The organism is Streptococcus sp. 27098_8_69 (assembly GCF_041432445.1).
Classification (GTDB): Bacteria; Bacillota; Bacilli; order Lactobacillales; family Streptococcaceae; genus Streptococcus.
In genome coordinates, this window is record NZ_JAPVZO010000032.1 from 1 (window position 1) to 23,348 (window position 23,348).

Consider the following 23,348-nt stretch of genomic DNA (forward strand, 5'->3'; position numbering starts at 1 on the left):
AGTTACAAATTCTGACAATGGTTTTGTATCTGTTGAACCATCTGTATATGTTACTACAAGATTTCCTTTGCCATCGTTTGTGACTGATTTAATCTTACCATCTTTATCAACTGGAGTATTTTTTGCGATATTCGCATCGTCATTGTCCTTGTTGTACTCAAGTTTCAGTTTTTTTTCGATTTTAGCTAAGTCATCTTTTGTTACATTAGTTGGATCTGCTACTTCAACTTTATCAGCTGGAGTTGCAATATCGTACTTATCTGTTTGAGATTTAACGATGAAGTGAACATATCCTGGTGTCTGAGTTGCATTAGGGTTTTGATCTAATGCTCTAAAATCAGTAGCTGATGGTGCATTATCATTGTCATTAGCAACAACAAAACTTGTCCAATGGTTTGGAGCTTTAAGTGTTGTAACACCTGTCATCTTAAGAGTAGCTGTAGCACCTGATACAGTACCATCACCATGAGTGACTGCTGAATTCTCGATTTTTCCAGTTGTGAAACCGTAACCTGCCGTATTATCTGTTCCAATACCACCAGGACCACGTACATACATATCTTTAACAGCAGTGTTGTCTGATGCTTTGAATGTTAAATCAGTGTTTTCACCTGTATAAACATAGATTTCTTTCTTATCTTTATTTGAGTATGGAAGTTCAACTGTTGGAGCTACGTTTACAAAATCTGCTAATGCTTTTGTATCTTTAGAACCATCTTTATAGGTTACTACAACGTTATTTCCTTCTCTAGTTATGCTTTCAATACGCTCATTTTGGTTATCAACGTCTGTACCTTGTTTGTCAAGCAGATTTTTATCTTTGTTTGTTGTAGAATATTGAATCTTAATGCTATCTTTAATCTGGTTAAACACATCTTCTGATATATTATTAGCATTCGCTACAGAAATTTTTGTCTCTGGATCCTTAATATCATATTTTGCTGTTTGAGCTTTTAAGACAATTCTGAATGAACCTGGGTCATTTGCATATGAATTTCCAGTCGAGATATTGTAAAGAAGTCCTCCATCTGTATCTGTTGCAGTGGCATAACGAGTTACAATTGGAAGTTCAGCACTTTCTGTTGTAGGAAGTGTTAGTTTTTTTACAGGTGTTCCACCTTCTGTATCTTTTGTGATTTTACCTCTAATGTGAACAACTGCAGGATCTGCCGCTGTTGCTGTTGTTTCTGTCGAGATTTTTTCAACTACTGTATCATATTCGTTATCCAATATATTTGGATTTGATTCATCTTTAGCTGGTTGTACCTTATTTCCACCACGTAAAATTTCTGCAGATGCAATTTTCCCTGAATCATCCGTAAATTTAATAGGAATATCAAAATCTTCATTTGCATATACAAATACATCTTTCCTGTTGTCCAATGAGTATGGAATTTCAACTTTTGGAGCTACGTTTACAAAATCTGATAAAGCTCTTTTTTCTTGAGAACCATCTGCATAGGTTACAACAAGATTTCCTTCGGCATCTTTTGCTACTGATTGAATCTTAGCATCTTTATCAGCTACAGTTTTACCTTTTTTGTCTGCTAAGTTAGCATCATCGTTGTTTTGAGAGTACTCAAGTTGAAGTTTCTCTTTGATTTTGCCTAGCTCAGCATTAGTTACATTAGCTGGATCTGCTACAGTAACTTTTTCAGTTGGAGTTGCAATGTCATATTTTTGAGCTTGTGTTTTAAGAATGACACGGAATGCACCTGGGTCAGTTGGGTTTCCTACGGCTTTATTCTCAATAAATGCACCATCTGTGTCAGTTGCTGTTGCATAACGCCATCCTAAAACCATACCTGGTGCTTTATCTCCCTTAGTTGCTGCATCAAAGTCAGATTGGCTCAAACCATCTGTTGCTGCTGGGGTACCTCTATAAGTGATTACCGCTGGGGTAGCATCTGTCGCTGTAGTTTCAGCATTGATAACATTTGCTTTAAATCCATATTGAGTATTGATAGTATTTTCTTCACCTGCAACATCATCAAACGCTCTGTTACCACCTTGTTTTACAGTGGCACTCGCAATTTTTCCGCTATCATCTTTGAATTTAATGTCAAATGAGTTTTCTTCTCCAGAATATACATAAACTTCTTTAGTATCTTTATTAGAGTATGGAATCTCTACTGTTGGAGCCTCGTTTTGACGTGCAGGATTTACAACTACAGTAACTTCAATCTCACCTGACTCTTTACCTTGGCTATCAACGGCTTTATACTTAACTGTGTAAGTGCCTTGGGTATTTGTATCAACTGTCTTAGTTGCAGTGTTTCCATTTACTGAGACAACTTCAGCATGAACCTTATCACCTAGAGTTGCTTGAGCATCATCTTCTTTATCTGCTACTGTCACAAGAGATGCAAGGTCAAGTTGAGCACCTTGAGCAACAGTTTTGTTGTTTCCTTCAACAGCTGATGCAATAGTTGGAGCTTGGTTTTCTACTGAACGTGATTGCCAGTCAGCCACACTTGAGAAGCCACCTTCTACCACGTTTGAAATAGCTGCTACTTCAACACCTGCAATCTTGTCAGCCATTGTAAGGACAATCGTGTCTTGGAACTTACCGTGCTCAACTGATTTGACAGTTGCCTTATCTGATTTTTGTGATGTCCATGCAGCTGAGGCACTGTCACGTTTAACTGGGATTTCTAGAACTTGACCTGAAGTATCTGTGTAGCGCATGTAAGCGATCCCTGCATCGTGAGGAACCTTAAGAGTCACCTCTTTTTGTCCTGCAATAACAGCGTCTTGATTAGTAGACAAGCTTGAAGGTTCAACAGTTGTCACACCGACAGATACTGGTACTGTACGACGGCCACTTTCAGTACCGTTGACAGTTTGACTCACCTGTACTAGTTGACGTGGTTTAATAGTTGTACCATCACCTTGGTTGTTGTTCAAGGCTGTTGGAAGCTCACCAGTAGTCCAGTTTCCAGCGCTGTCAACAGTGACATTGCCGATATTTTGCTCTTGACCATCGACATAAAGCTTGATTTTAGCCCCTGGAACACCTGTTCCTGAAAGAGTGCTTGAAGTTGAAGCAACTGTCTGAACAGGAACGTTAACAGAGGTTTTGCTCAAGTTTGGAGTTACATTTGGTGCATCAACCTGACTAACCAACTGCTTGTCATACTTACCTGAGATAGCATACCAGTTGTTCGAACCTAAGTTTTTTACAGATTGCACACCTGCAATATAAGAAATCGTTTCTGATGGTTTTTCAACCACTGTACGGTAACGAACAGTGAACTTGCGAATACCTGAATAAATATGTGTGTCAAGAAGGTAGAGCTTCTTAGAGTTATCCTTGACACCGTTCAAACCAGGAATCTTATTGTATTCACTGCCACCAGTAGTACCTTTTACATATACCTCAACCTGACTGTTATCATAAATATACTGCTTACCAGATTCATTTGCGTTTCCGTTACCATTACTCCATTCAGTTCGAGTAGTATAAACGCCATCATACTCTGTTATAACATTATATGGATCAGATACGTTTTTAGGAATTGAGAAATACCAGTAAGCACCTGCTTTATCATATCGGGCTTCGTTAAAGGTTACCGTCCATTCCAAGACTGGACGTCCTTGGCCAGATGGGTCTGTAGGAACTGTTTTCCCATTGACAACTTCATAGTCATCCAGCTGTCTGTACTCGATCTTGGCACGCTGAGTTGGATCGCCATCCTCAATTTTTTTACCACCCTTATATTCGAACTTAATGTCCTTCCCTTCCTCAGAGCGATCTTGAGCACGTTCTTGTCCTGCAGCTCGACGGCTTCTTGACTTAGGTTGAGTGGCTGAAGTTTCTGCTGGAGCTGCCACTTTGACAGTTTGAGCTGCTGTCAAGTTTGCAGTTGAACCATCAGCAAAAGTCACAACTACTGATCCGTCTGCTTGGACTTGAACATCAGTCGCTGTAGGATTTACCCCCTTAACAGCTTCCACTACATTTGCTTTTTCTTCATCTGTCAAAGCTGAAGAATCTGCTACCACTGTCAATGAAGGGAGCTGAACTCCATCTGCTTCCTTAGCTGTTTTTGCTGAAGTAGCTTCTGAACTTGTAGGATTTTCGGCAACCACTGGTGAAGTTGTTGATACCTCCACTGCTGGTGCTTTATACGTTCCTACCTCGTCACTAGAGCTTGCTTCAGCAGCTGAGTTGGCAGTTTTAGTCTCTACCTCCCCAGTAGCAGCTGTGTCGGCCTTAACCGTTGGAGCTACCAAGGCTGCACCAACTGCAAAGACAAGCGAACAACCAAAAAGGAAATGTTTTCCTTTTTTAATCATACGCCAGTTCTTCTGCTCTGCATTTTTACGATTAAAATACATCACATTATCTCCTTTGTTTAAAAATAACTGCATGTCTTTTACATACAATTCAATTATACATCTCTTCTAGAAAATAGTCAATTAAAACAATTTTTGAACTTTCAAGTATTTTATAAACCCAAAACTACATATACACTGCCTTTTATCGCTTAATATAGTCATCTAAAAATTAAGGAAAATAGGATTCTAAACACATAGTTTTCTTCACTGTATCTTTTAAGACACAAAATTTCAAAAAAAACAGAAAATTTACATTAAATTTTCAAAATGAAAGAAAAAATAAATGAATGGAGTTTTTATCAAAGAACATTAGCAACCCTAAATTTTCTTGAATCTTTTAATACTCAAGAAAAATCAACCGACACTTTTTATTGACAAACCACTTAAGAAAGATGCTAGTCCAAGTATATATTTTTAATTTACAAGTCAATCGATGAATCTTCTTATGTTCTAAGAACCTAAGGAAAGAGTTTTTAATAAATCCTATACTATAGATGATCGTACACTGAAAATTTCTGCTCTTTTTGATTTTATAGGATCAAAGTGGTGTTTTCTTGTAAAAATATGAGATGACACCGAGGGATGCCATCGATTACACCTGCGAGAGTCAAATATAGTAGATTGAAATAAGGTACGAACAAATCGTTTAGGAAAGGCAAACTAATTTCTAGAAATATTTTTTAGCAGTCATAGTGTACTATTCCAGATTCAATCCACTATAAAAGGACTAAATCCTTGGTATAAATCATTTGTATCTTTTTGCAGTCTGAACAATAGTAGTAGGCTCATTTGACAGACATCTTTCTCGAGATGATACTCTCTACTGTCTAGTTGTTAACAACTTCTACTAGCTACCACCTATTATGGTTTTTTCTGGTTAGAACCGAGTTTTTAGGACTGCTTGAGGTACTTGTTAATTCTAAATTACTGTTTTTTGCTAAAAGTATCCAATTTACCGAATAAACCTTAGTTTGGCTCCAAAAGATGCATCTAGAAGTCTTCATGGCCTACTAAGTGGTGTTGAAAAGCATAAACCGCTGCCTGGGTGCGATCACTAACCTGAAGCTTTGCTAAAATGTTGGAAACGTGGGTTTTAACTGTCTTAAGGGAAATGAACAATTCATCGGCGATACGCTGATTTTCATAGCCCTTAGCGATTAGTTGAAGGACATCTCGTTCACGCGCAGTCAAATCCTCATGAAGTTCAATATGATTACGGTTGTATTCTACCTTCTTGCTAACCTCTTGTTCAATGGCTAGCTCTCCAACCGCCACCTTACGAACAGCGTGTAACAATTCATCGGCACTTGATGTCTTGAGCATATAGCCTTTAGCCCCAGCATTTAAGACTGGCATGATTTTTTCATTGTCTAGGTAAGAAGTCACGATCAAGATTTTAGCCTCTGGCCATTCTTTGAGAATAGCTAGTGTCGCATCAATCCCATTGACTTCAGGCATGACAATATCCATGACAATCACATCTGGACGAAGCTCCAAGGCCATGGAAATTCCTTCCGCACCATTGGTTGCTTCTCCTACAACCTCTACATCATCTTGTAATTCAAAATAACTTTTCAAACCAAGACGCACCATTTGGTGGTCATCTACCAATAATAGTTTCATCTTACTTCCTCTTATCTATCCAAATCAAGCAAGGGAATACGAATATCCACTGCCAAACCTTGCTTGGGAGCTGTTAATAGTTGTATGCTACCAGCCATATCTTCCACTCGTTCTTTGATATTGCGTAGTCCATAGCTTAGTTCATCAACATCATCTAACTGAAAACCGCGACCGTTGTCTACTACTTTCAACTGTAATTCTGTTTCAGTCTGATAAAGATAAACATCCAGACAGGAAGCTTGGGCATGACGGAGAGTATTACTAATCAATTCTTGAACGATACGAAAGACATGCTCCTCAATCTTTTTAGGCAATTCGTCTACCTGATATTTAAAACTGACTTTGAGTTCACTTTTTTCTTCCAATTCTTTGAGAAGCAACTGAATCCCCTCAACCAGACTCTTTTGTTCCAGTTCTATCGGTCGCAAATGTAAGAGTAGGATACGCAAATCTCTCTGGGCTGTCTCCAAAATAGCTGTCACACTCTGGAGTTGTGTCTGCATCTTCTCTTTGTCTAATCTGGAAGCTTGTTGACTGAGTCCTGATAAAATCATATGGGCAGCAAAAATTTCTTGACTAACTGTATCATGCAAGTCACGTGCGATTCGCTTGCGCTCCTTTTCAATGATCACCTCTTCTTTGACCAAGGTCTGATTGTCTGCTTTTTGAATAGCTTCTGTCAACAAACCGAGCTTTCCTGACAAATTTCTAAAACTTGCGTCTAAGTCAGCATCTCCCAAACTTTCTATATCTTTGCCAGCTAGGAGACGTTTGAGATTTGCTTGGATTCTTCTCTTTGAAATTTCGTCAACCATTGTCCAGAATAGGACTAATAAAAAGGCTAGGGCAAGACTAAACATCAGGGCTAGAAAAAGGACTTTTTCTGTCTTTTCTAGATCCTGGAAAAGAGAAGTCCACTCCAAATCTATGACCCTAAAAATGCTTCGAAAGAGAAAGGCAACATAGAGAAATGAGGTGAGACCAATTAAAATATAGGGTTGTTTTTTCATCCTCTCACCACCTCAACATCTCCAACCATGGTTGTTAAGAAAATCTTTACACTCTTAGGACTCTTGAGATAGTCTCTCGTTTCTTGATGAAATTGTTCATTGCGCAAAGCACGTTTAGGCTGGTCAAAAAAGGCTAAGTCTCCATACAGAGAATTGACACTAAGGCTGACTTCTACATCCACTGGTACAATAATTCTAGTCGTACCCACTAGTTTTCTCAAGATGATAACATTATCATGATTGCTCAAAATGACATGCTCCAAATGAATCGTATCTTTCCCCATGAGACGAAAAAGGTTGATATCATCAAAGCGACAAGTCTGGTAACTTGAAAAATGGTGGAGATTTCCAAACCAACGATTTTTCTCCCTCTTTACCGTCACTACTTCTTCAAAAAACAGATTGGTATCTTCTCTTTCCTGGTTCATCATAGGATAAAGCAAAAGCAGGCTGTATATCAAGGCCACAAAGATAGCCATAATAACAAAAGGATTGAGCATGATGATAAAGAAAAATAGGATGCTCACTGCCACTAATATGAGGTTATTTCCCTGTCTTCCAGTATAGTATCGAATCAGCAGTAAAAACAAGAGCAATATCAGCAGAAAACGGGAAAAATGCTCTGATACCATCATAATCAGAGCTCCTGTTAATAAACAAGCTTCAATAAATAGAAAAATTTGAAATTTTCGCATGTATCCGTCCTCTCTATTTTATTGTATCACAAAACCAAAAAGTCACATCAGTCTGAGGAATGATAAAGAGACCGGGACCAAAATCCCGACCTCCTTATAGTTGATCTTTTGCTTCTTTTAATTTTCCGTAAAGGAGATAGTCTACCTGCTGCAAATCCTCAATTTTTGCACAATTAAGGGCACACATAATCAAGCGTAGATCTTCCTTCCAGCTTTCAACAATAGCGATAACGACATCCACTGGGTAGTTTTCAACTAATTCTAACATGGTACGTGATAGACCAACTGCCTTGGCTCCAAAGACTAGGCATTTGATGATGTCTAGTGGATTGCGCACTCCTCCACTTACCAAAAGTTCCATCTTATCTTTCCAGTCTTGGGCATTTAGAAGGGTTTGCATGGTCGATTGCCCCCAATCATTGAGGTAGTCCCGTTGACCACTGCGACGGTTTTCGATATAGGCAAAGCTAGTTCCGCCACGGCCAGACAAATCAACCGTACGTATCCCCATCTCGTACGCCTTAGCAATGGTCTTCACATCCATGCCAAAGCCGACTTCTTTTAAAACAAGAGGAACTGAGATTTGATTAGCATAATCTTTCAGATTGCTTTGCCATAATCTAAATTGACGTTCACCTTCTGGCATGAGTAATTCCTGCATAACATTAACATGGACTTGCAATAGAAGGGGATTCATCTCTTTGACCGTTTGTAGCCCCAGTTCAACAGACTTATCCAAGCCAATATTGGTTCCAAGTAGAAGGTTAGGGTGACTAGTTTTGACGGAGAAAGAGTCATCTGATGGATCCTTTAGGGCAGCGCTGTAGGAACCTGTCACAAATAAAATCCCACAAGCATCTGCCACCTGAGCCAATTTTTGATTGATTTCTCTGCCCTTGTCACTACCGCCTGTCATAGCATTTATATAAAAAGGAAAGTCCCATTTGCGCTCTGCAAATTCTGTCGAAAGATCAATCTCATCTAAGTCATATAAGGGTAGTGAGGAGTGGATTAACTCCACCTCATCAAAACTATTATAAGTACTTTTTTGTTCAAGGGCATAGTGGATGTGCTCATCCTTCCGATTCGTCGTCATGTCCTATCCTTTCTTGATACAAGAGCTCAATCCCTAGATCAGCCCAGCGTTTTTTCAGTAATGTGGTCGAATCTTGGTCAAAACTGAGGGCTATCCCACAGTCTCCACCACCAGCACCACTACTTTTTGCAACAGCTTTTAAGTCTCGGCTGGCATCTTTTAATTGTCTGAGCGAAGGTGTGTAAATATCTGAACTCAAGCCTTCTAAAAGTTGGCTGGCTTGTTCTAGCAAGTCAATAATGGTTTCTTCTTGATCTGTCTCCAAAGCCTTTACCAAGTTAGCTACAGTTTCTTTTGAAGCCAGCAAGAAGCTCGCGTTCATATTATTCTTGATTTGCTTGACCATGTGACTAGATACAGCTACTTCCTTGGTCCAACCCACCAAAAAATCAAATTTCAAGGCTGGTTCAACACTAGAAATAGAAAAGCCCCAATCACGTGCCAATACAGTTGGCAAGTCTTCCTTTTCTAGCCATTGTGCCACTTTCTCACGGTCAAACGACTGATAGAGAACTAGATCTTCTGAAACGATACAAGCAATGTCACCCATGGAGCCATTGTCCCCACGTTTGAGAAGGACTGCACTCGCCAGTTTAAACAAGAGGTCTCTTTCAGCTGGTCTTTCATAAAAAGCAAGTATGGCCTTGATAACCAAAACAACTACACTACCACTAGAACCCAGACCAAACTTCTTGCCCTCACGCTCCATTTTTCCACGAATCTCTAAAGAAAAAGGCTGCAGTTCAACTCCTTGGGCAGTTAGATACTCCTCCACCAAGGCAACTGTTTCTTGAATCAAGGCATAAGAAGAATCCGGTCGCAAGTCTACACTGTAAGTAAACATATCTGAGTAGAGTCGATAAGCATCAGATATTTTAATCTCAGCCGTCATATAGATGGGAATAGCCTTTATTAGCGCCAACTGTCCTGGTTCTAAAATGGCATACTCCCCAGCCCAATAGAGCTTCCCACAAGTTTTAACAATCGTCATCTTGACTAAAATCCTTTGTTTTTGAAACGATTAAGCGATAACGTTGACCTAATAGTTCTGATAGATGTTCCAAGTCTTTTTCTAAACAAAGAACCTTGACATTAGGCCCCGCATCCATGGTGAAGTAACAAGATTCTCCTTGTTCTCTAAGCTGACGAACGAAATCCATAGCCTCATAACTCGCATCTGTCAGATAAGAGAACGGCGGATTTGCAGTTTTTGTCGTAGCATGCATTGCGAGAGCGTTCTTTTCTGTTAATAGTCCAACTTTCTCAAAGTCATTTTCCTTGAGGTAAATTAGCATATCCTTGTAATCTTGTTCAGATTGACGAATCCAGTCCTCAAAAGTTGTCGAAGTTTCTACACAGAGTTTCATGCCATCTCGACTAGAGATTGGTTTTTTCTGGTCTTCCAAGACCAACATAATCATAGCTAGTTTCAAGTCAGTTTCAACTGGATAAATCTCTCCACTATCCTTATCCCAAGCTGCTATCGGTCCATAAAAACTACGAGATGAAGAACCAGATGCGAACTTAGCTTCCAAAGCTAATTCTTTACGATCTAGCCCTAATTGGAAGTAAGCATTGCAGGCTTTGACTAGGGCAGACAAACCACTAGAACTTGAAGAAAGACCTGCCGCTGTTGGCATATTGTTCTTGGTGTCAATACGAACAAAACCTGCTCCTTCAGGACGGTAGCGGTCAATGATTTTACTCATTTTGACATGCTCAGCTTCGTTTTGCAACTGACCATTGATGTAGAAAGCATCCGAGCTTGCATCTGCTGGTAAAGGAGAAAGTGTTGTCTCCGTATACATATTTTCTAAGGTTAGAGAGATACTGCTAGTCGCAGGAACCATCTCTTTTTCTGCTTTCTTACCCCAATATTTGATAATAGCAATATTGGCATAGGAACGTACTGTTACAGGCTTTCGATCCATGTCTGAACAGCTCCTTTCTCTTCTAATCTTTCTGCGAGTTCTTGTGCTTGACTGACATTAGCAACCAAGGCGATGATGCAGCCTCCTAGACCTCCACCACTCATCTTGGCGCCTAGAGATCCATGTGCAAGAGCAGTTTCTACCAAGGCATCTGCCTCAGGGCTACTAACTCCGATTTCTTTTAGATTTCCATGAGCTTTGGTTAGAATTTCTCCCAGCTTCACGGCATCTTTTGTTTTTATTGCTTCTTCTGCTTCTTGGGTCAACTCTCCTAGCGCATGCAAGAAAGGTAAGGCATCCTTGCCCTTGCTCTCAACAACTTGGATAGCTTCACGAGTATGTCCATAAACTCCAGTATCTGCAATAACCAGATAAGCTGACAAATCCATGGTTAATTCTTCAAAACCAACATTCTTGATAAAACGAATAGGCTGGTCACTAAGACAGGTCTTGGCATCTAAACCACTAGGATTCATATGGGCAATCATCTCCGCCCGATTGACTAAAATCTCTAACACATCATGTGGAAGTTCTGCTTGGTAATAATCAAATACCGCACGAATAGCAGCAATGCTAATGGCTGCTGAGGACCCCATCCCACGTTTTTCAGGAATAGCCGAGTCAACTTGACAACGAATGCAAGCTTCTTTGATATTCAAATACTCGAGAGAAGCATAGACAGCCATAGACAAGGTGTCCTCTTCAAAAAGACGCCATGGTGTCGCTGCAGGAACTACCCGACAAGTCACCTCTACCTCTAAAAGAGGCAAAGAGATGGCTGGGTAGCCATAAACCACCGCATGCTCTCCTATTAAAATAATTTTACTATGTGCCTGACCGACACCAACTTCTTTTGTCATTTAATCCTTCTATCAGACGAAAAGCGTCTTTTTCTAGATAAAATTTTAGAACTTTATTCCTTTCTATTTTATTATATTTTCACAAAAAAAGCGATTGTTTCCTTCACAATCGCTTGTTTTCATTATTGTACCCACTCACCATTATAGTTGACCTGGTAGCCACCTACTGCGGTATTTACAGCTAGGGCACCTGAACTATAGGCATAGTACCATTTACCATTAACTTGGAACCAGCCTGTCACCATAGCTCCTGACGAACGAAGATAATACCAAGTATTATCGACATAAATCCAGCCAGTTTTCATATCACCATTTTCAGCATCTAGGTAATACCAAGTTGAACCATCTAGATACCAACCTGTCGCCATAGCACCTGATGAACGGAGATAATACCACTTGTTACCAAGATATTGCCAACCTGTTTGCATTGTAGCAGTTGTTGGATCTAGATAGTACCAAGTTGAATCATCGTTTATCCAGCCACGTGCGAGCTCCCCAACAGTCAATCTGTTGATGCGAGAATCAAAGCCACCATCCTTCTGTAAATAATACCAGTGCCCCTCATCATGAACCCAACCGGTTTTTAAGGTGTGATAACTTCTTTGGTCTTTAAAATAGTAGACTCGTTTCTCAGTAGAGCTATCATATTGTTCACCATGGTGTTTGTTGGTATTTGTAGCAGTTTTTGCTTCTAAAACTTGCTTACCAACAAATTCTTGTAGTACCCCATCTTGACCAAAGTAAAACCAATCTGGTCTAAAAGCAATCTCTTGCCTTGGAGAAGGACCAATCGTAACCCCTTTGTGTGGAGCAGGTATATATTGCCAGCCGACAACCATCTCTCCAGATAAAGGATCAAAATAATAGTACTTACCATCAATCACTCGCCAGTAGGTTTCTTTGAGTTCCCCCTTCTTGTAGTAGGTTCTACCATTTTCTTGGACAAATTGCCAGCCTTCTGAATCCGAATCATCCGCAAATACTGTACTTGTTGCTAACAGACTTAAGAAAAATACTGCTAGTCCAACTTGCATCATTTTTTTCAAAAATTTCATTCTTGTTTCCTCCAAAATGATTGTATCAAAGTTCAAATCATATGTCAACATTTCAACGACTCAAAAAAAGCAGTTACAAAACTGCAACTGCTTTTCTATTCTTGCATGGTGTAACCAACACCACGCACGGTTTTAATGTAGCTCTTTTGACCTTTCACGTCAAGTTTACTACGTAGATAACGGATATAAACGTCCACTATATTGGTTTCGGTCGCACTTTCATACTTCCAAACTCTTTCCAGCAATTGCTCACGAGTTAAAACCTTCTTACTTCCCATAAGGGTAGCTAAGAGGTCATATTCACGACGTGTCAGAGCAATCATCTCCTCGCCACGATAGACGGTATGATGTTCAACATCCATACGCAGATTGCGATAAGCTGTCGGAACTTTCATCTGACTACAGTGTTGGTCGATGAAATCTCGACCTCGGAAGATAGCTGAAATACGACTGACCAAATCATCGATAATGATTGGTTTATAGATGTATGAAACAGCGAAACGCTGGATTGTTTCAAGTTGGTCTTGCAATTCTTCTCGATGGTCCAAGACCATGATCACCGCAGCTGGCTTGGTTCGACTCAACTTATCTGCAAAATCCTGGGCTGTCATATCCCCTAGATGAGCATTCAATAAAATCAAGTCATAGTCTGTCTGAAGAGCCATGGAGAGGGCTTTTTGTCCCTCTTCTACCTGATCAACTCGGTATTGCTCTTTTTGGAGTTCCAGACTTAAAAAATGAGCTAGATTTCTTTCTTTCTCAAGTAATAAAATCCGTTTCCCCATGGCTGACCTACTTATTTTTCGTCATACCAAGAGTAGTGGAATGTTCCTTCTTTATCCTTACGTTGGTAAGTGTGGGCACCAAAGTAGTCACGTTGTGCTTGGATCAAGTTCGCTGGAAGATCAGCTGAACGGTAGCTATCAAAGTAAGTAATGGCTGCTGAGAATGTTGGTACTGGTACACCTGCTTGAACAGCAAGAGCTACGATATCACGAACTGATTGTTGGTACTTAGCTGTTACATCCAAGAAGTACTCATCCAAAAGAAGGTTAGCAAGATCTGCATCACGGTTGTAAGCATCTGTAATCTTTTGCAAGAAACGAGAACGGATGATACATCCATCACGCCAGATAGAAGCGATATCTGCAAATGGCAAGTTCCAATTATTTTCTTTAGAAGCTACACGCAATTGCGCAAAACCTTGTGCGTATGAGATGATTTTTGAGAAGTAAAGGGCTTGACGGATTTTTTCAATCAACTCAGCCTTGTCGCCTTCAAATTTGAAAGCGGCTGGTTTTGGAAGCACCTTGCTTGCATGAACACGTTCTTCTTTGTAAGTTGAGATGTAACGTGCAAATACTGACTCAGTAATGAGTGACAATGGCACACCAAGGTCAAGAGCTGATTGACTAGTCCATTTACCAGTTCCTTTGTTTCCTGCAGCATCCAAGATATAGTCTACGATTGGTCCGTCTTGACCTTCGTCATCTTTACGGCCCAAAATATCAGCTGTGATTTCAATCAAGTAGCTGTCCAATTCACCCTTGTTCCACTCAGTAAAGATTTCAGCCATGTCTTCTGCAGAGAGGCCAAGCAAGTGTTGCATAAGATCGTAGCTTTCTGCGATCAATTGCATATCACCGTACTCGATCCCATTGTGGACCATTTTTACATAGTGACCAGCTCCATCAGGACCGATGTAAGTTACACATGGTTTACCATCTTCTGGAGCTTTAGCAGAGATTTCTTCAAGAACATCTGCTACCAAGTCATAAGCTTCTTTTTGTCCGCCAGGCATGATAGAAGGACCTTCAAGGGCACCTTTTTCACCACCAGAAACACCTGTACCGATAAAGTTGATACCTGAGTTCGCCAACTCTTCATTACGACGGATGGTATCTTTGTAGAAAGTATTCCCTCCATCAATCAAGATATCACCTTTATCCAAGTGTGGAAGAAGGGCTTGGATGGTCGCATCTGTACCAGGTCCTGCTTGAACCATAAGCATGATACGACGTGGTTTTTCAATTGAGTTTACGAAGCTTTCGATATCATAGCTTGGCACGAAGTTTTTATCAGGGTGGCAAGCAATCACATCTTCAGTTTTTTCTTTACTACGGTTATAAATAGCAACTGTATAACCACGAGATTCAATATTAAGGGCAAGGTTACGACCCATTACGGCCATACCAACAACACCAAAGTTAGCTTTTGTCATGTGACACTCCTCTTGTTTAATATGTTTTATTTTATCATGTTTATCTGTGAAAAGAAAGAATTTTGTAACAATTTGACTAGTAGTCTAAATCATCCGCATGTCCAGAACCATTCCCTACAAAGTAACCTGTCTTACAATTAAGGGTAAAGAGATAGGTACCATCTGGTTTATAAAGATTATAGTAGCCATTACCATTAACAATATTCACAGGTTCCAAAATGTATTGGTTGCCTGTAATGTAGCCACGCGCACGCGAAGTCTCAAGAATGCGTTCAAGGACACCATCTGCAAACGTCCAAGCAGGATCACTACTATCACTTACAGCGGCTTGATTGTACGGTACTCGACTGACACTTCTTTGTAGGTTCACACCATTGCTTGCTAGTCCACTATTTAGGATATTACTTGCTGAGGCTGTTTCACCCGCTGAGGTTGATGCATTAGCAGAGCTGCTAGCATTGCTTTCAGTTACAGAACTTGACTCTGCTTGGCTTGATGAACTTGACTGACTACTGCTTGAGCTTGTAGAACTTGAAAGTTGACTCTTACCGAGACTAATAGCCTTAGCTAGCAGTTTATCAATTTCAGTATTCCCTGTCTTAACTTCGGTAAATTTAGCATCTGCCTTTACTTTAGCATTTGTATTTAGAACACCATCTGTGATAGCTGGTGTTTCAAATTGAGCATTAACATCTTGTACCGCTTTGATTTGTGTTTCAAGACTATCGTATTTTGATTTGGCAAGAGTATGCTCACTAGCTCCCTCAAGTTTATCTAAAAGTTCTTTGAGCTGGCTCAGCTGACTAAACTGACTATTTTTTAGGGCAGTTTTATTCTCATCAGTATAAAAAGTATCATAGAGACTGTTAAATTGATTGAGAATTGCTTGATTACTTACCAAACCTGCATCAGATGACTGAGACTGAATTTCTTGGGAAGAACGCGTAATTTGACGATAAACATAGTAGCTACCCCCAATAATCAAGACAACAATCGCTAAAAGAGCTGACAAGATGACCCACAGCTTTTTGTTTTGTGGCTCATCTTCTGCTTGAGCAGAGCGAGATAAGGATTGATGTTCCTCTTGCAAAGCTTCATCATCCTCTGCAACAAGGGGCTCAGTTACAGGTTCCACTAGGTTTTTATCCATAACCAAGGTTTCTTCAAGGGGTGGAAGGAGAAATTCTTCCGTTGCTTCTCCCTCTTCTTCAGCAGCAATCTCTAAGTCAGGGACTTCTTCTGCTGGTTCAACCACTTCATCAATTGTTTCTTTGGCATCTTGAAGCAAATCATCTAGACTTCGAAGTTCCTCTTTCTTCGCCTGAATGTTAGTAAATTTATCAGCCTCGATTTCTTCACGGTGTTGTTTAATGTATTTGTCCAAAATCGTATCATCAGGAGTTACTCCTGCTTCGATTTCTTCATTTTTTCGAATAACTTGTCCAACTGTCAGATCTTTAGCTTCCTCAAAATCAAACTGAGGTTCCTTAGATATTTTCTCAGGTTCTAACAACTCTTCTTTTTTATCCTTTGGATCCATGGCAACTCCTTTCTAATCTGTCAAATTTCTTTTGACACGTTGACCAAAATATTGATATAAATCAACTTTCAAAGTACCATTGTAGAGTTTTCGTTTTTTGTCCGCCTGACTACCATATTTGCTTTCAAAGGCTTCATCACTAGTCAGGATAAATTTACTCCACGTCTTGAGAGGCTCAAAAACCTCACCCATTTCAGCATAGAGCTTGGTAACCCCTGCATCATCTGACAATCGTTCACCATAAGGCGGGTTAGAGATAATCACCCCATTGATCTTATCGGAACGTAAATCCTGCACGCGCATCTGCTTAAAGGTAATATCTCCTGCAACCCCTGCTGCCTGGGCATTGGCCTTAGCAATTTCTACCATACGACCATCGATATCACAACCCATAATATCCAGTTCAATCTCTCGATCTATCCGCTTACTAGCCTCAGTTCTGACTTCTTGAATCAAGCGATCACTAACCCAGTTCCATTCTTCAAAGGCAAAAGAACGACGCAAACCAGGCGCCATCTTGCGCGCAATCATAGCCGCCTCAATACAAAAAGTTCCCGAACCACAAGTTGGATCAATCAAAGGCTTATCAGGGTACCAGTTAGAAAGTTGCAAAATCGCAGCTGCCATATTTTCTTTGATCGGAGCTCCACCTTTTTCAGTACGGTAACCACGTTTAAAGAGACTTGACCCAGTTGTATCAATCATAACAGTCGCTACATCTTTCAAAATGGAAACTTCAATCTTGAACTCTGGACCATTTTCCATGAGAGGAACGCCCTCTGGTCGTGCATAATGTTTTTGTAATTTCTTAACAACTGCCTTCTTAGAAATCGCCTGCACACTTGGCTCATTGTGTAATTTTGATTTGACACACTTAGCCTTGGCAATTGGGAAACGTGCTCCAAGTGGGAGATAGTTCTCCCAATCTAGAGCAAAAACACCTTGGAAGAGTTCTTCAAATGTTTTTGCAGGAAAAGTTCCCACAACGATTTTGATTCTATCTGCAGCTCTTAGCCACAGGTTAGTTTGGATAATCGCTTTAACATCACCTTGAAAACGAACACGCCCATTTTCAACTTGACAATCATAACCCAAATCTCTTACTTCACGCCCAACTACAGCTTCCAAACCCGCCGCAGCAGTCGCAATTAAATTAAATGTTGTTTTCATTTCAGTCTTTTATAGACCTTTCTTTATTCACTTTAAAAAATGAGGTTGAGAATATATCTCAGCCCCAACCTATATGCAATTTTCTATAAGCCATGTTTTGTTCCAGAAGTGACTAGGACCACTTCCTTCGATAATCATCTGTCTACCACTAGCAGCTCTAGCTGATAGCAGTCAGAGTACTACGTTCGTTTCCGCGCACTCCATGCCCCGACCAAAATTTGGGTTGCTAGCTTGAGGGGTTTACCGCGTTCCACTCTCTCCGTTTCCAGAGAGACTCCGTCACTGTGGCACTTTCAAGCCTACTCTGACCTATCAAAAGACTTAGCCATTTCAACTGCCGTAACGATTTCTCGTCCCTAGGCTTATGGTTTCGCCTAGCACAAACACTACAGGCATCACAGCCTGTGCTAGCATGGACTTTCCTCATGAAAAGAAATTCTCTTCACGCGATTATCCAAAAATTGCACAACAAAATCATTCTTAGAAATCAGAATTATCCAAGATTTGTTTGCCAAATACTTCTTTTTCAAGACGATTCAAACGTTTCAAAATATCAAAGTTTGTCATAGAAGTCGTACTTCCATGATCTGCTGATTCAGAAGTTGCTGGTGTCACTTGAGGTTTTTTCGCCAATTCTTCTTTAAGCTCCGCGATTTCTGAACGCAATGATTTTACTAATGCTGCATAAGTTTCATAATCCTTGATGACATCATCCAAGAATTCATCAACCTCTGCTTTACTATATCCACGTACTTCTCTTCCAAAATCCTGCTCAAAAATATCTTTTGCTGTAAAAATAATACTTGCCATGTCTCTCTCCATTCTCAGTTGCTAGTATTATTATATAAAAAAAGACAAACAAAAATCAAGGTCAAAGCTTCAATTTTCGGAAAAATTTTCTGCAAGTTCATTTAGCTGATCAAATGTTAATTTCTTTATAAAATAGTCTTCTTTCTCTTTCATCTTTTGGTAAAAATAAGATAATTTCGTTTCATTATCCTCATCATAAAAAAGATAAGAACTATTCGTATTTTCCAGTAAAAACTGCTGGTAGTCTCTTAACTGCCACTTGTGTTCATAGCGAGGATAGGCATATTTGACAAAGTCTACCTGCTTAAAACGACTCAGTTTCATCTGATTGCCTTCATTCCAATTTTCCCCATGAGTCTCAAAATCAAAGATAGTTGCAAGTTGGAAACCAAAGTCATCTTTCATATCTCTGGCCACCTCTAAAACCCAGTGTTCAAATCCCAGAGTTCCCGTAAATACCAACCATTTCAACCCTTCGTCTGCCATTTTTTCCAAATCTCTACGAATGGCTTTTTTAATAATTTTTAAACGAATATCTTTGTCATTAAACAATCCTAAATCAAAGCTAGAATAGCCTAAAACCAAGGCTGTATGCATTTTTTCACCCTTTCTGTTCACTTTTATGGTATAATAGAGTGATGTTATTGTACCAATAAGGAGAATTATGGTCAACTATCCTCATAAACTTTCATCGAAAAAAAAACAAGAAGTCACCTCACAAACTAAAAATTTCGCAAATCGTGGGATGACCTTTGAAAAGATGATCAATGCTACAAACGAGTATTATCTGACACACGGTTTAGCTGTTATCCATAAGAAACCAACTCCTGTTCAGATTGTCCGCGTAGACTATCCGCAGCGTAGTCGGGCTAAGATTGTTGAAGCTTATTTTAGACAGGCATCGACTACCGATTATTCTGGAGTTTATGAAGGGTTTTACATCGATTTCGAAGCTAAGGAAACTAAGCAAAAACATGCCATTCCGATGAAGAACTTCCATCCTCATCAGATTCGGCATATGGAACAAGTCCTTGAACAAAAAGGGATTTGCTTTGTCCTTCTTCATTTTTCTTCTTATCAAGAAACGTATTTATTGCCGGCAGTTGACCTCATCCGTTTTTATCATCAGGATATGGGGAAAAAGTCAATGCCGCTTGACTATATCAAAGAATTCGGTTATGTGATTGAGCAGTCTGCTTTTCCACAAATTCCTTACCTTGATACAGTCAAACAACATTTACTAGGTGGTAAAACAATATGAACAAACAAACTATCTTACGCATCGCTAAATACCTCGGCATTGGTGTGATTAGCTTATTTATCGCAGCTTTCCTGCTTGGTGGTGGTGTCTTTCTTTACTATGCAAACAAGGCTCCTGAACTTTCCGAGAGCAAACTTGTTGCAACTACATCAAGTAAAATTTATGATAGCAAAAATGAACTAATCGCAGATTTAGGTGCTGAACGTCGTGTCAATGCTCAAAGTAGTGACATTCCTACTGATCTTGTCAATGCGATTGTCTCTATCGAGGATCACCGTTTCTTTAACCATAGAGGAATTGATAGCATTCGCATAGCAGGAGCTTTCCTTCGTAATCTTCGAAGCAATAGTGGTCTTCAAGGTGGATCGACTTTGACTCAGCAGTTGATAAAATTGACCTACTTCTCAACATCAACAGCTGATCAAACCCTATCCCGTAAAGTTCAAGAGGCTTGGTTAGCTATCCAGCTAGAGCGAACTGCAACTAAACAAGAAATATTGACCTATTACGTCAATAAGGTCTACATGTCAAATGGTAACTATGGTATGCAGACTGCTGCAGAGAACTACTATGGTAAGGATCTCAAAGATTTGTCCATTCCACAGCTAGCGCTCTTAGCAGGTATGCCACAGGCTCCAAACCAATACGATCCTTATTCTCATCCTGAAGCTGCCCTTGAAAGACGAAACCTCGTTTTGTCAGAAATGCAAAGGCAAGGATACCTTACAGCCGAACAATATGAAACTGCCATCAATACTCCAATCACAGATGGACTTCAAAGTCTAAAATCTCTTAATAGCTATCCACAGTACATGGATAACTATCTTAAAGAGGTTATTGATCAAGTAGAACAAGAGACAGGTTATAATCTATTAACAACAGGTATGGAAGTCTATACAAACGTCGACCAAGAGGTACAAAAACACCTTTGGGACGTCTATAACACTGATCAATACGTAAACTATCCTGATGATGATATCCAAGCAGCTTCTACTATCGTTGATGTATCAAATGGTAAAGTTATTGCCCAACTCGGATCTCGTCACCAAGCTAGCAATGTATCCTTTGGTACTAACCAAGCAGTGGAAACAAACCGTGACTGGGGTTCAACTATGAAACCAATTACGGACTATGCACCTGCACTTGAGTACGATATCTATGACTCAACTGCTTACATGCTTAAGGATGTACCATATAACTTCCCAGGTACTAGCACTCCAGTCTACAACTGGGATCGTGGCTATTATGGTAACATCACTCTTCAAACTGCTATCCAACAATCTCGTAACGTACCAGCAGTCGAAACTCTCGATAGAGTTGGACTTGATAAAGCCAAAAAATTCTTAAATGGACTTGGCATTGATTATCCAACCATGGTATATGCCAACGCTATTTCAAGTAACACGACTGAGTCAAACAAAAAGTACGGAGCAAGTAGTGAGAAAATGGCTGCTGCTTACGCTGCTTTTGCTAACGGTGGTATCTACCATAAGCCAATGTATATCAACAAGATTGTCTTTAGTGACGGTAGTTCAAAAGAGTACTCTGATCCTGGCTCACGTGCCATGAAAGAGACTACTGCCTATATGATGACAGAAATGATGAAAACCGTATTAACCTACGGAAATGGTCGTGGTGCCTATATGTCTTGGTTACCTCAAGCAGGTAAGACGGGGACATCTAACTATACAGATGATGAAATTGAAAATTACATTAAGAGATATGATTATGTTGCACCTGATGAAATGTTTGTAGGATATACCCGCAAATATTCAATGGCTGTTTGGACAGGTTATTCAAATCGCCTCACTCCAATCGAAGGAGATGGATTTAGAGTAGCGGCCAACATCTACCGATCAATGATGGAGTACCTTTCCGAGGATGATCATCCTGGTGACTGGACAATGCCAGATGGACTTTATAGAAGCGGTGATTACGTCTTCAAGAATGGTGCACGTAGCAACTGGATTCCACAATCAACTCAAGCAAGTTCGACAACAGAGAGTTCAAGTTCAACTTCAACAACTGAAAGTGAAAGCTCTTCAAACGAAACTACGAATAGTACTACTAATCCAAATGCAACGCAACCAAACTCATCTGCAAATTCTCAACAACAGAATCAACCCCAACAAAATCCACGAAGACAACAATAAAATATATAAAAAAACTGAGGATTGATTCTCAGTTTTTTATATGCAGTTTTTTATGGTAGAATCTTATAGTCAATTGAGCCTAAAACAGTACATAATGTGGTATAATCTTCTTATGGCATATTCATTAGATTTTCGTAAAAAAGTTCTCGCTTATTGTGAGCGAACAGGTAGTATAACAGAAGCATCACACATTTTCCAAATCTCACGTAATACCATTTATTGCTGGTTAAAGCTAAAAGAGAAAACAGGAGAGCTAAACCATCAAGTAAAAGGAACAAAACCAAGAAAGGTTGATAGAGATAGACTTAAAAACTATCTTACTGACAATCCGGACGCTTATTTGACTGAAATAGCTTCTGAATTTTGCTGTCATCCAACTACCATTCACTATGCTCTCAAAGCTATGGGGTACACTCGAAAAAAAAGAATCACACCTACTATGAACAAGACCCAGAAAAAGTAACTTTATTTCTTAAAAAATTTAATAGTTTAAAGCACTTAGCACCTGTTTATATTGATGAAACAGGATTCGATACTTATTTTTATCGAGAATATGGTCGCTCATTAAAAGGTCAGTTAATAAGAGGTAAAATATCTGGAAGAAGATATCAGAGGATCTCACTGGTTGCTGGGCTAATAAATGGCGAGTTAATCGCTCCAATGACTTACGAAGAGACGATGACGAGCGACTTTTTTGAAGCTTGGTTTCAGAAGTTTCTCTTACCAACATTAAACACACCATCAGTTATTATTATGGATAATGCAAGATTCCATAGAATGGGTAAGCTAGAGCTCTTATGTGAAGAATTTGGCATAAACTTTTACCACTTCCTCCCTACTCACCTGAGTACAATCCTATTGAGAAAACATGGGCTCATATCAAAAAGCACCTCAACAAGGTATTACCAAGTTGTAATACTTTTTTCGAGGCTCTTTTGTCTTATTCTTGTTTCAATTGACTATACTTTCTACCAGGTCAAACTTTTTAAAAATATGTAGAGAAACAACTGAACAGGTTAAATATCTCAATCGCAACCTTATCCCCAACACAAATCAAATAGTCGGGAAAACTGTTTAAAATTATAGATAAAAGATATCTTACTTTTATGTAATACTGGAGCGTAACTTAGAATGTCTGTTCTACTACTTCAATGCAGTGCTTGAACTAATAACCAAAATGTCAAACTAATGTCTCAGGAATGATATCAAAAGGCCAGACTTTTTGTCGAGCCTACTGAAAAAGTAGCTCTCATACTTTTAATGAAATGAAAACCGAGGAACTACTCATCAATTTGAGCGAAATCCTCGGTTATTTTTTATTTATTAAGGTCATAATTCGTTTCATATTGACCACGAAGATGCTTGTGGCTGCCTGTAACTCCATGTTGAAAAGACCCGATGCCCTTGCGACATCAAAGCCATGTCTCTGTTTTAGTTCGGCATTCTTCGCTTCAATTTTATAGCGATGTCTGGCCATTTCTTTAAAATAAGGTGTTTCCTGAAATTTCTTCTGGAAAAGATGATCGTTACTCTTAATGGTTATTGAATAAGTTTTAGACTTTGCACCCTCCTTATAACATCC

At 39.5% G+C, this 23,348-nt stretch carries 18 protein-coding genes, 1 other RNA gene and 1 pseudogene; 3 read left to right on the top strand and 17 right to left on the bottom strand.

The features are described 5' to 3' along the window. The 16 genes from O3658_RS09540 to O3658_RS09615 all read right to left on the bottom strand — a co-directional run. Nucleotides 1-4,341: sialoglycan-binding domain-containing protein (locus O3658_RS09540; protein WP_371561164.1), on the bottom strand; the 4,341-nt coding region annotated here is incomplete at its 3' end. Nucleotides 4,342-5,331: 990 nt separating this feature from the next. Beyond that, entirely contained in the window at nucleotides 5,332-5,964 is a 633-nt protein-coding gene (locus O3658_RS09545; protein WP_371561166.1) for a response regulator, read from the bottom strand. An 11-nt stretch (nucleotides 5,965-5,975) separates the two neighbouring features. Continuing rightward, nucleotides 5,976-6,974, bottom strand: coding sequence for a sensor histidine kinase (locus O3658_RS09550; RefSeq protein ID WP_371561168.1), 999 nt, complete (start codon nucleotides 6,972-6,974; stop codon nucleotides 5,976-5,978). Further along, a complete protein-coding gene (liaF, locus tag O3658_RS09555; protein WP_371561170.1) occupies nucleotides 6,971-7,669 on the bottom strand; it encodes a cell wall-active antibiotics response protein LiaF in 699 nt (232 codons plus the stop codon). Before liaF ends, O3658_RS09550 begins: the two co-directional genes overlap by 4 nt. A gap of 94 nt (nucleotides 7,670-7,763) precedes the next feature. Then, entirely contained in the window at nucleotides 7,764-8,765 is a 1,002-nt protein-coding gene (gene fni / locus O3658_RS09560; RefSeq protein ID WP_371561172.1) for a type 2 isopentenyl-diphosphate Delta-isomerase, read from the bottom strand. Continuing rightward, nucleotides 8,743-9,756, bottom strand: a complete 1,014-nt coding sequence (locus O3658_RS09565) for a phosphomevalonate kinase (RefSeq protein WP_371561174.1) — start codon at nucleotides 9,754-9,756, stop codon at nucleotides 8,743-8,745. Before O3658_RS09565 ends, fni begins: the two co-directional genes overlap by 23 nt. After that, complete coding sequence (mvaD, locus tag O3658_RS09570; protein WP_371561176.1) at nucleotides 9,743-10,696, bottom strand: diphosphomevalonate decarboxylase; 954 nt, start codon at nucleotides 10,694-10,696, stop codon at nucleotides 9,743-9,745. The genes O3658_RS09565 and mvaD overlap by 14 nt, the downstream gene beginning before the upstream one ends. Then, the gene (gene mvk, locus O3658_RS09575; RefSeq protein ID WP_371561178.1) at nucleotides 10,678-11,556 is read right to left on the bottom strand and encodes a mevalonate kinase; all 879 of its coding nucleotides are present in this window, start codon (nucleotides 11,554-11,556) and stop codon (nucleotides 10,678-10,680) included. The genes mvaD and mvk overlap by 19 nt, the downstream gene beginning before the upstream one ends. A gap of 122 nt (nucleotides 11,557-11,678) precedes the next feature. Then, on the bottom strand, nucleotides 11,679-12,611 hold the full coding sequence (cbpF, locus tag O3658_RS09580) for a choline-binding protein CbpF (RefSeq protein ID WP_371561180.1): 933 nt from the start codon (nucleotides 12,609-12,611) through the stop codon (nucleotides 11,679-11,681). Nucleotides 12,612-12,706: 95 nt separating this feature from the next. Further along, on the bottom strand, nucleotides 12,707-13,396 hold the full coding sequence (locus tag O3658_RS09585) for a response regulator transcription factor (RefSeq protein WP_311522582.1): 690 nt from the start codon (nucleotides 13,394-13,396) through the stop codon (nucleotides 12,707-12,709). An 11-nt stretch (nucleotides 13,397-13,407) separates the two neighbouring features. Then, nucleotides 13,408-14,832, bottom strand: coding sequence for an NADP-dependent phosphogluconate dehydrogenase (gene gndA, locus O3658_RS09590; RefSeq protein WP_003017375.1), 1,425 nt, complete (start codon nucleotides 14,830-14,832; stop codon nucleotides 13,408-13,410). A 76-nt stretch (nucleotides 14,833-14,908) separates the two neighbouring features. Beyond that, nucleotides 14,909-16,372 (bottom strand): cell division site-positioning protein MapZ family protein, encoded by a 1,464-nt coding sequence (locus tag O3658_RS09595; RefSeq protein ID WP_371561183.1) that lies wholly within the window; start codon nucleotides 16,370-16,372, stop codon nucleotides 14,909-14,911. Between the two features lie 12 nt (nucleotides 16,373-16,384). After that, entirely contained in the window at nucleotides 16,385-17,542 is a 1,158-nt protein-coding gene (locus O3658_RS09600; RefSeq protein WP_371561185.1) for a class I SAM-dependent RNA methyltransferase, read from the bottom strand. A gap of 81 nt (nucleotides 17,543-17,623) precedes the next feature. Beyond that, nucleotides 17,624-18,004, bottom strand: an RNA gene (gene rnpB / locus O3658_RS09605) — RNase P RNA component class B. 18 nt (nucleotides 18,005-18,022) lie between these two features. Then, complete coding sequence (gene gpsB, locus O3658_RS09610) at nucleotides 18,023-18,352, bottom strand: cell division regulator GpsB (protein ID WP_371561187.1); 330 nt, start codon at nucleotides 18,350-18,352, stop codon at nucleotides 18,023-18,025. A 69-nt stretch (nucleotides 18,353-18,421) separates the two neighbouring features. Then, complete coding sequence (locus O3658_RS09615; RefSeq protein WP_371561195.1) at nucleotides 18,422-18,949, bottom strand: DUF1273 domain-containing protein; 528 nt, start codon at nucleotides 18,947-18,949, stop codon at nucleotides 18,422-18,424. A 67-nt stretch (nucleotides 18,950-19,016) separates the two neighbouring features. Between O3658_RS09615 and recU the strand changes: the two genes are divergently transcribed. The 3 genes and pseudogenes from recU (at nucleotide 19,017) to O3658_RS09630 (ending at nucleotide 22,725) form a co-directional block, all read left to right on the top strand. Next, nucleotides 19,017-19,613 carry a Holliday junction resolvase RecU gene (recU, locus tag O3658_RS09620; RefSeq protein ID WP_371561189.1) on the top strand — a complete coding sequence of 199 codons (597 nt, stop codon included), beginning with the start codon at nucleotides 19,017-19,019 and terminating at the stop codon, nucleotides 19,611-19,613. Further along, nucleotides 19,610-21,766 carry a penicillin-binding protein PBP1A gene (gene pbp1a, locus O3658_RS09625; protein ID WP_371561191.1) on the top strand — a complete coding sequence of 719 codons (2,157 nt, stop codon included), beginning with the start codon at nucleotides 19,610-19,612 and terminating at the stop codon, nucleotides 21,764-21,766. The genes recU and pbp1a overlap by 4 nt, the downstream gene beginning before the upstream one ends. Nucleotides 21,767-21,878: 112 nt before the next feature. Beyond that, nucleotides 21,879-22,725, top strand: a pseudogene (locus tag O3658_RS09630) (IS630 family transposase). A gap of 350 nt (nucleotides 22,726-23,075) precedes the next feature. Here the strand turns inward: O3658_RS09630 and O3658_RS09635 are convergent. After that, a partial coding sequence (locus O3658_RS09635; RefSeq protein ID WP_371561193.1) for a transposase occupies nucleotides 23,076-23,348 on the bottom strand: 273 nt, incomplete at its 5' end.

What these genes read in the sequence shown, in the direction of transcription:
- O3658_RS09615 (WP_371561195.1), bottom strand. Translation starts at nt 18,949, where the DNA reads ATGCATACAGCCTTGGTTTTAGGCTATTCTAGCTTTGATTTAGGATTG.
- fni (WP_371561172.1), bottom strand. Translation starts at nt 8,765, where the DNA reads ATGACGACGAATCGGAAGGATGAGCACATCCACTATGCCCTTGAACAA.
- mvk (WP_371561178.1), bottom strand. Translation starts at nt 11,556, where the DNA reads ATGACAAAAGAAGTTGGTGTCGGTCAGGCACATAGTAAAATTATTTTA.
- O3658_RS09545 (WP_371561166.1), bottom strand. Translation starts at nt 5,964, where the DNA reads ATGAAACTATTATTGGTAGATGACCACCAAATGGTGCGTCTTGGTTTG.
- pbp1a (WP_371561191.1), top strand. Translation starts at nt 19,610, where the DNA reads ATGAACAAACAAACTATCTTACGCATCGCTAAATACCTCGGCATTGGT.
- mvaD (WP_371561176.1), bottom strand. Translation starts at nt 10,696, where the DNA reads ATGGATCGAAAGCCTGTAACAGTACGTTCCTATGCCAATATTGCTATT.
- recU (WP_371561189.1), top strand. Translation starts at nt 19,017, where the DNA reads ATGGTCAACTATCCTCATAAACTTTCATCGAAAAAAAAACAAGAAGTC.
- cbpF (WP_371561180.1), bottom strand. Translation starts at nt 12,611, where the DNA reads ATGAAATTTTTGAAAAAAATGATGCAAGTTGGACTAGCAGTATTTTTC.
- gndA (WP_003017375.1), bottom strand. Translation starts at nt 14,832, where the DNA reads ATGACAAAAGCTAACTTTGGTGTTGTTGGTATGGCCGTAATGGGTCGT.
- O3658_RS09565 (WP_371561174.1), bottom strand. Translation starts at nt 9,756, where the DNA reads ATGACGATTGTTAAAACTTGTGGGAAGCTCTATTGGGCTGGGGAGTAT.
- O3658_RS09600 (WP_371561185.1), bottom strand. Translation starts at nt 17,542, where the DNA reads ATGAAAACAACATTTAATTTAATTGCGACTGCTGCGGCGGGTTTGGAA.
- O3658_RS09595 (WP_371561183.1), bottom strand. Translation starts at nt 16,372, where the DNA reads ATGGATCCAAAGGATAAAAAAGAAGAGTTGTTAGAACCTGAGAAAATA.
- gpsB (WP_371561187.1), bottom strand. Translation starts at nt 18,352, where the DNA reads ATGGCAAGTATTATTTTTACAGCAAAAGATATTTTTGAGCAGGATTTT.
- O3658_RS09550 (WP_371561168.1), bottom strand. Translation starts at nt 6,974, where the DNA reads ATGAAAAAACAACCCTATATTTTAATTGGTCTCACCTCATTTCTCTAT.
- liaF (WP_371561170.1), bottom strand. Translation starts at nt 7,669, where the DNA reads ATGCGAAAATTTCAAATTTTTCTATTTATTGAAGCTTGTTTATTAACA.
- O3658_RS09585 (WP_311522582.1), bottom strand. Translation starts at nt 13,396, where the DNA reads ATGGGGAAACGGATTTTATTACTTGAGAAAGAAAGAAATCTAGCTCAT.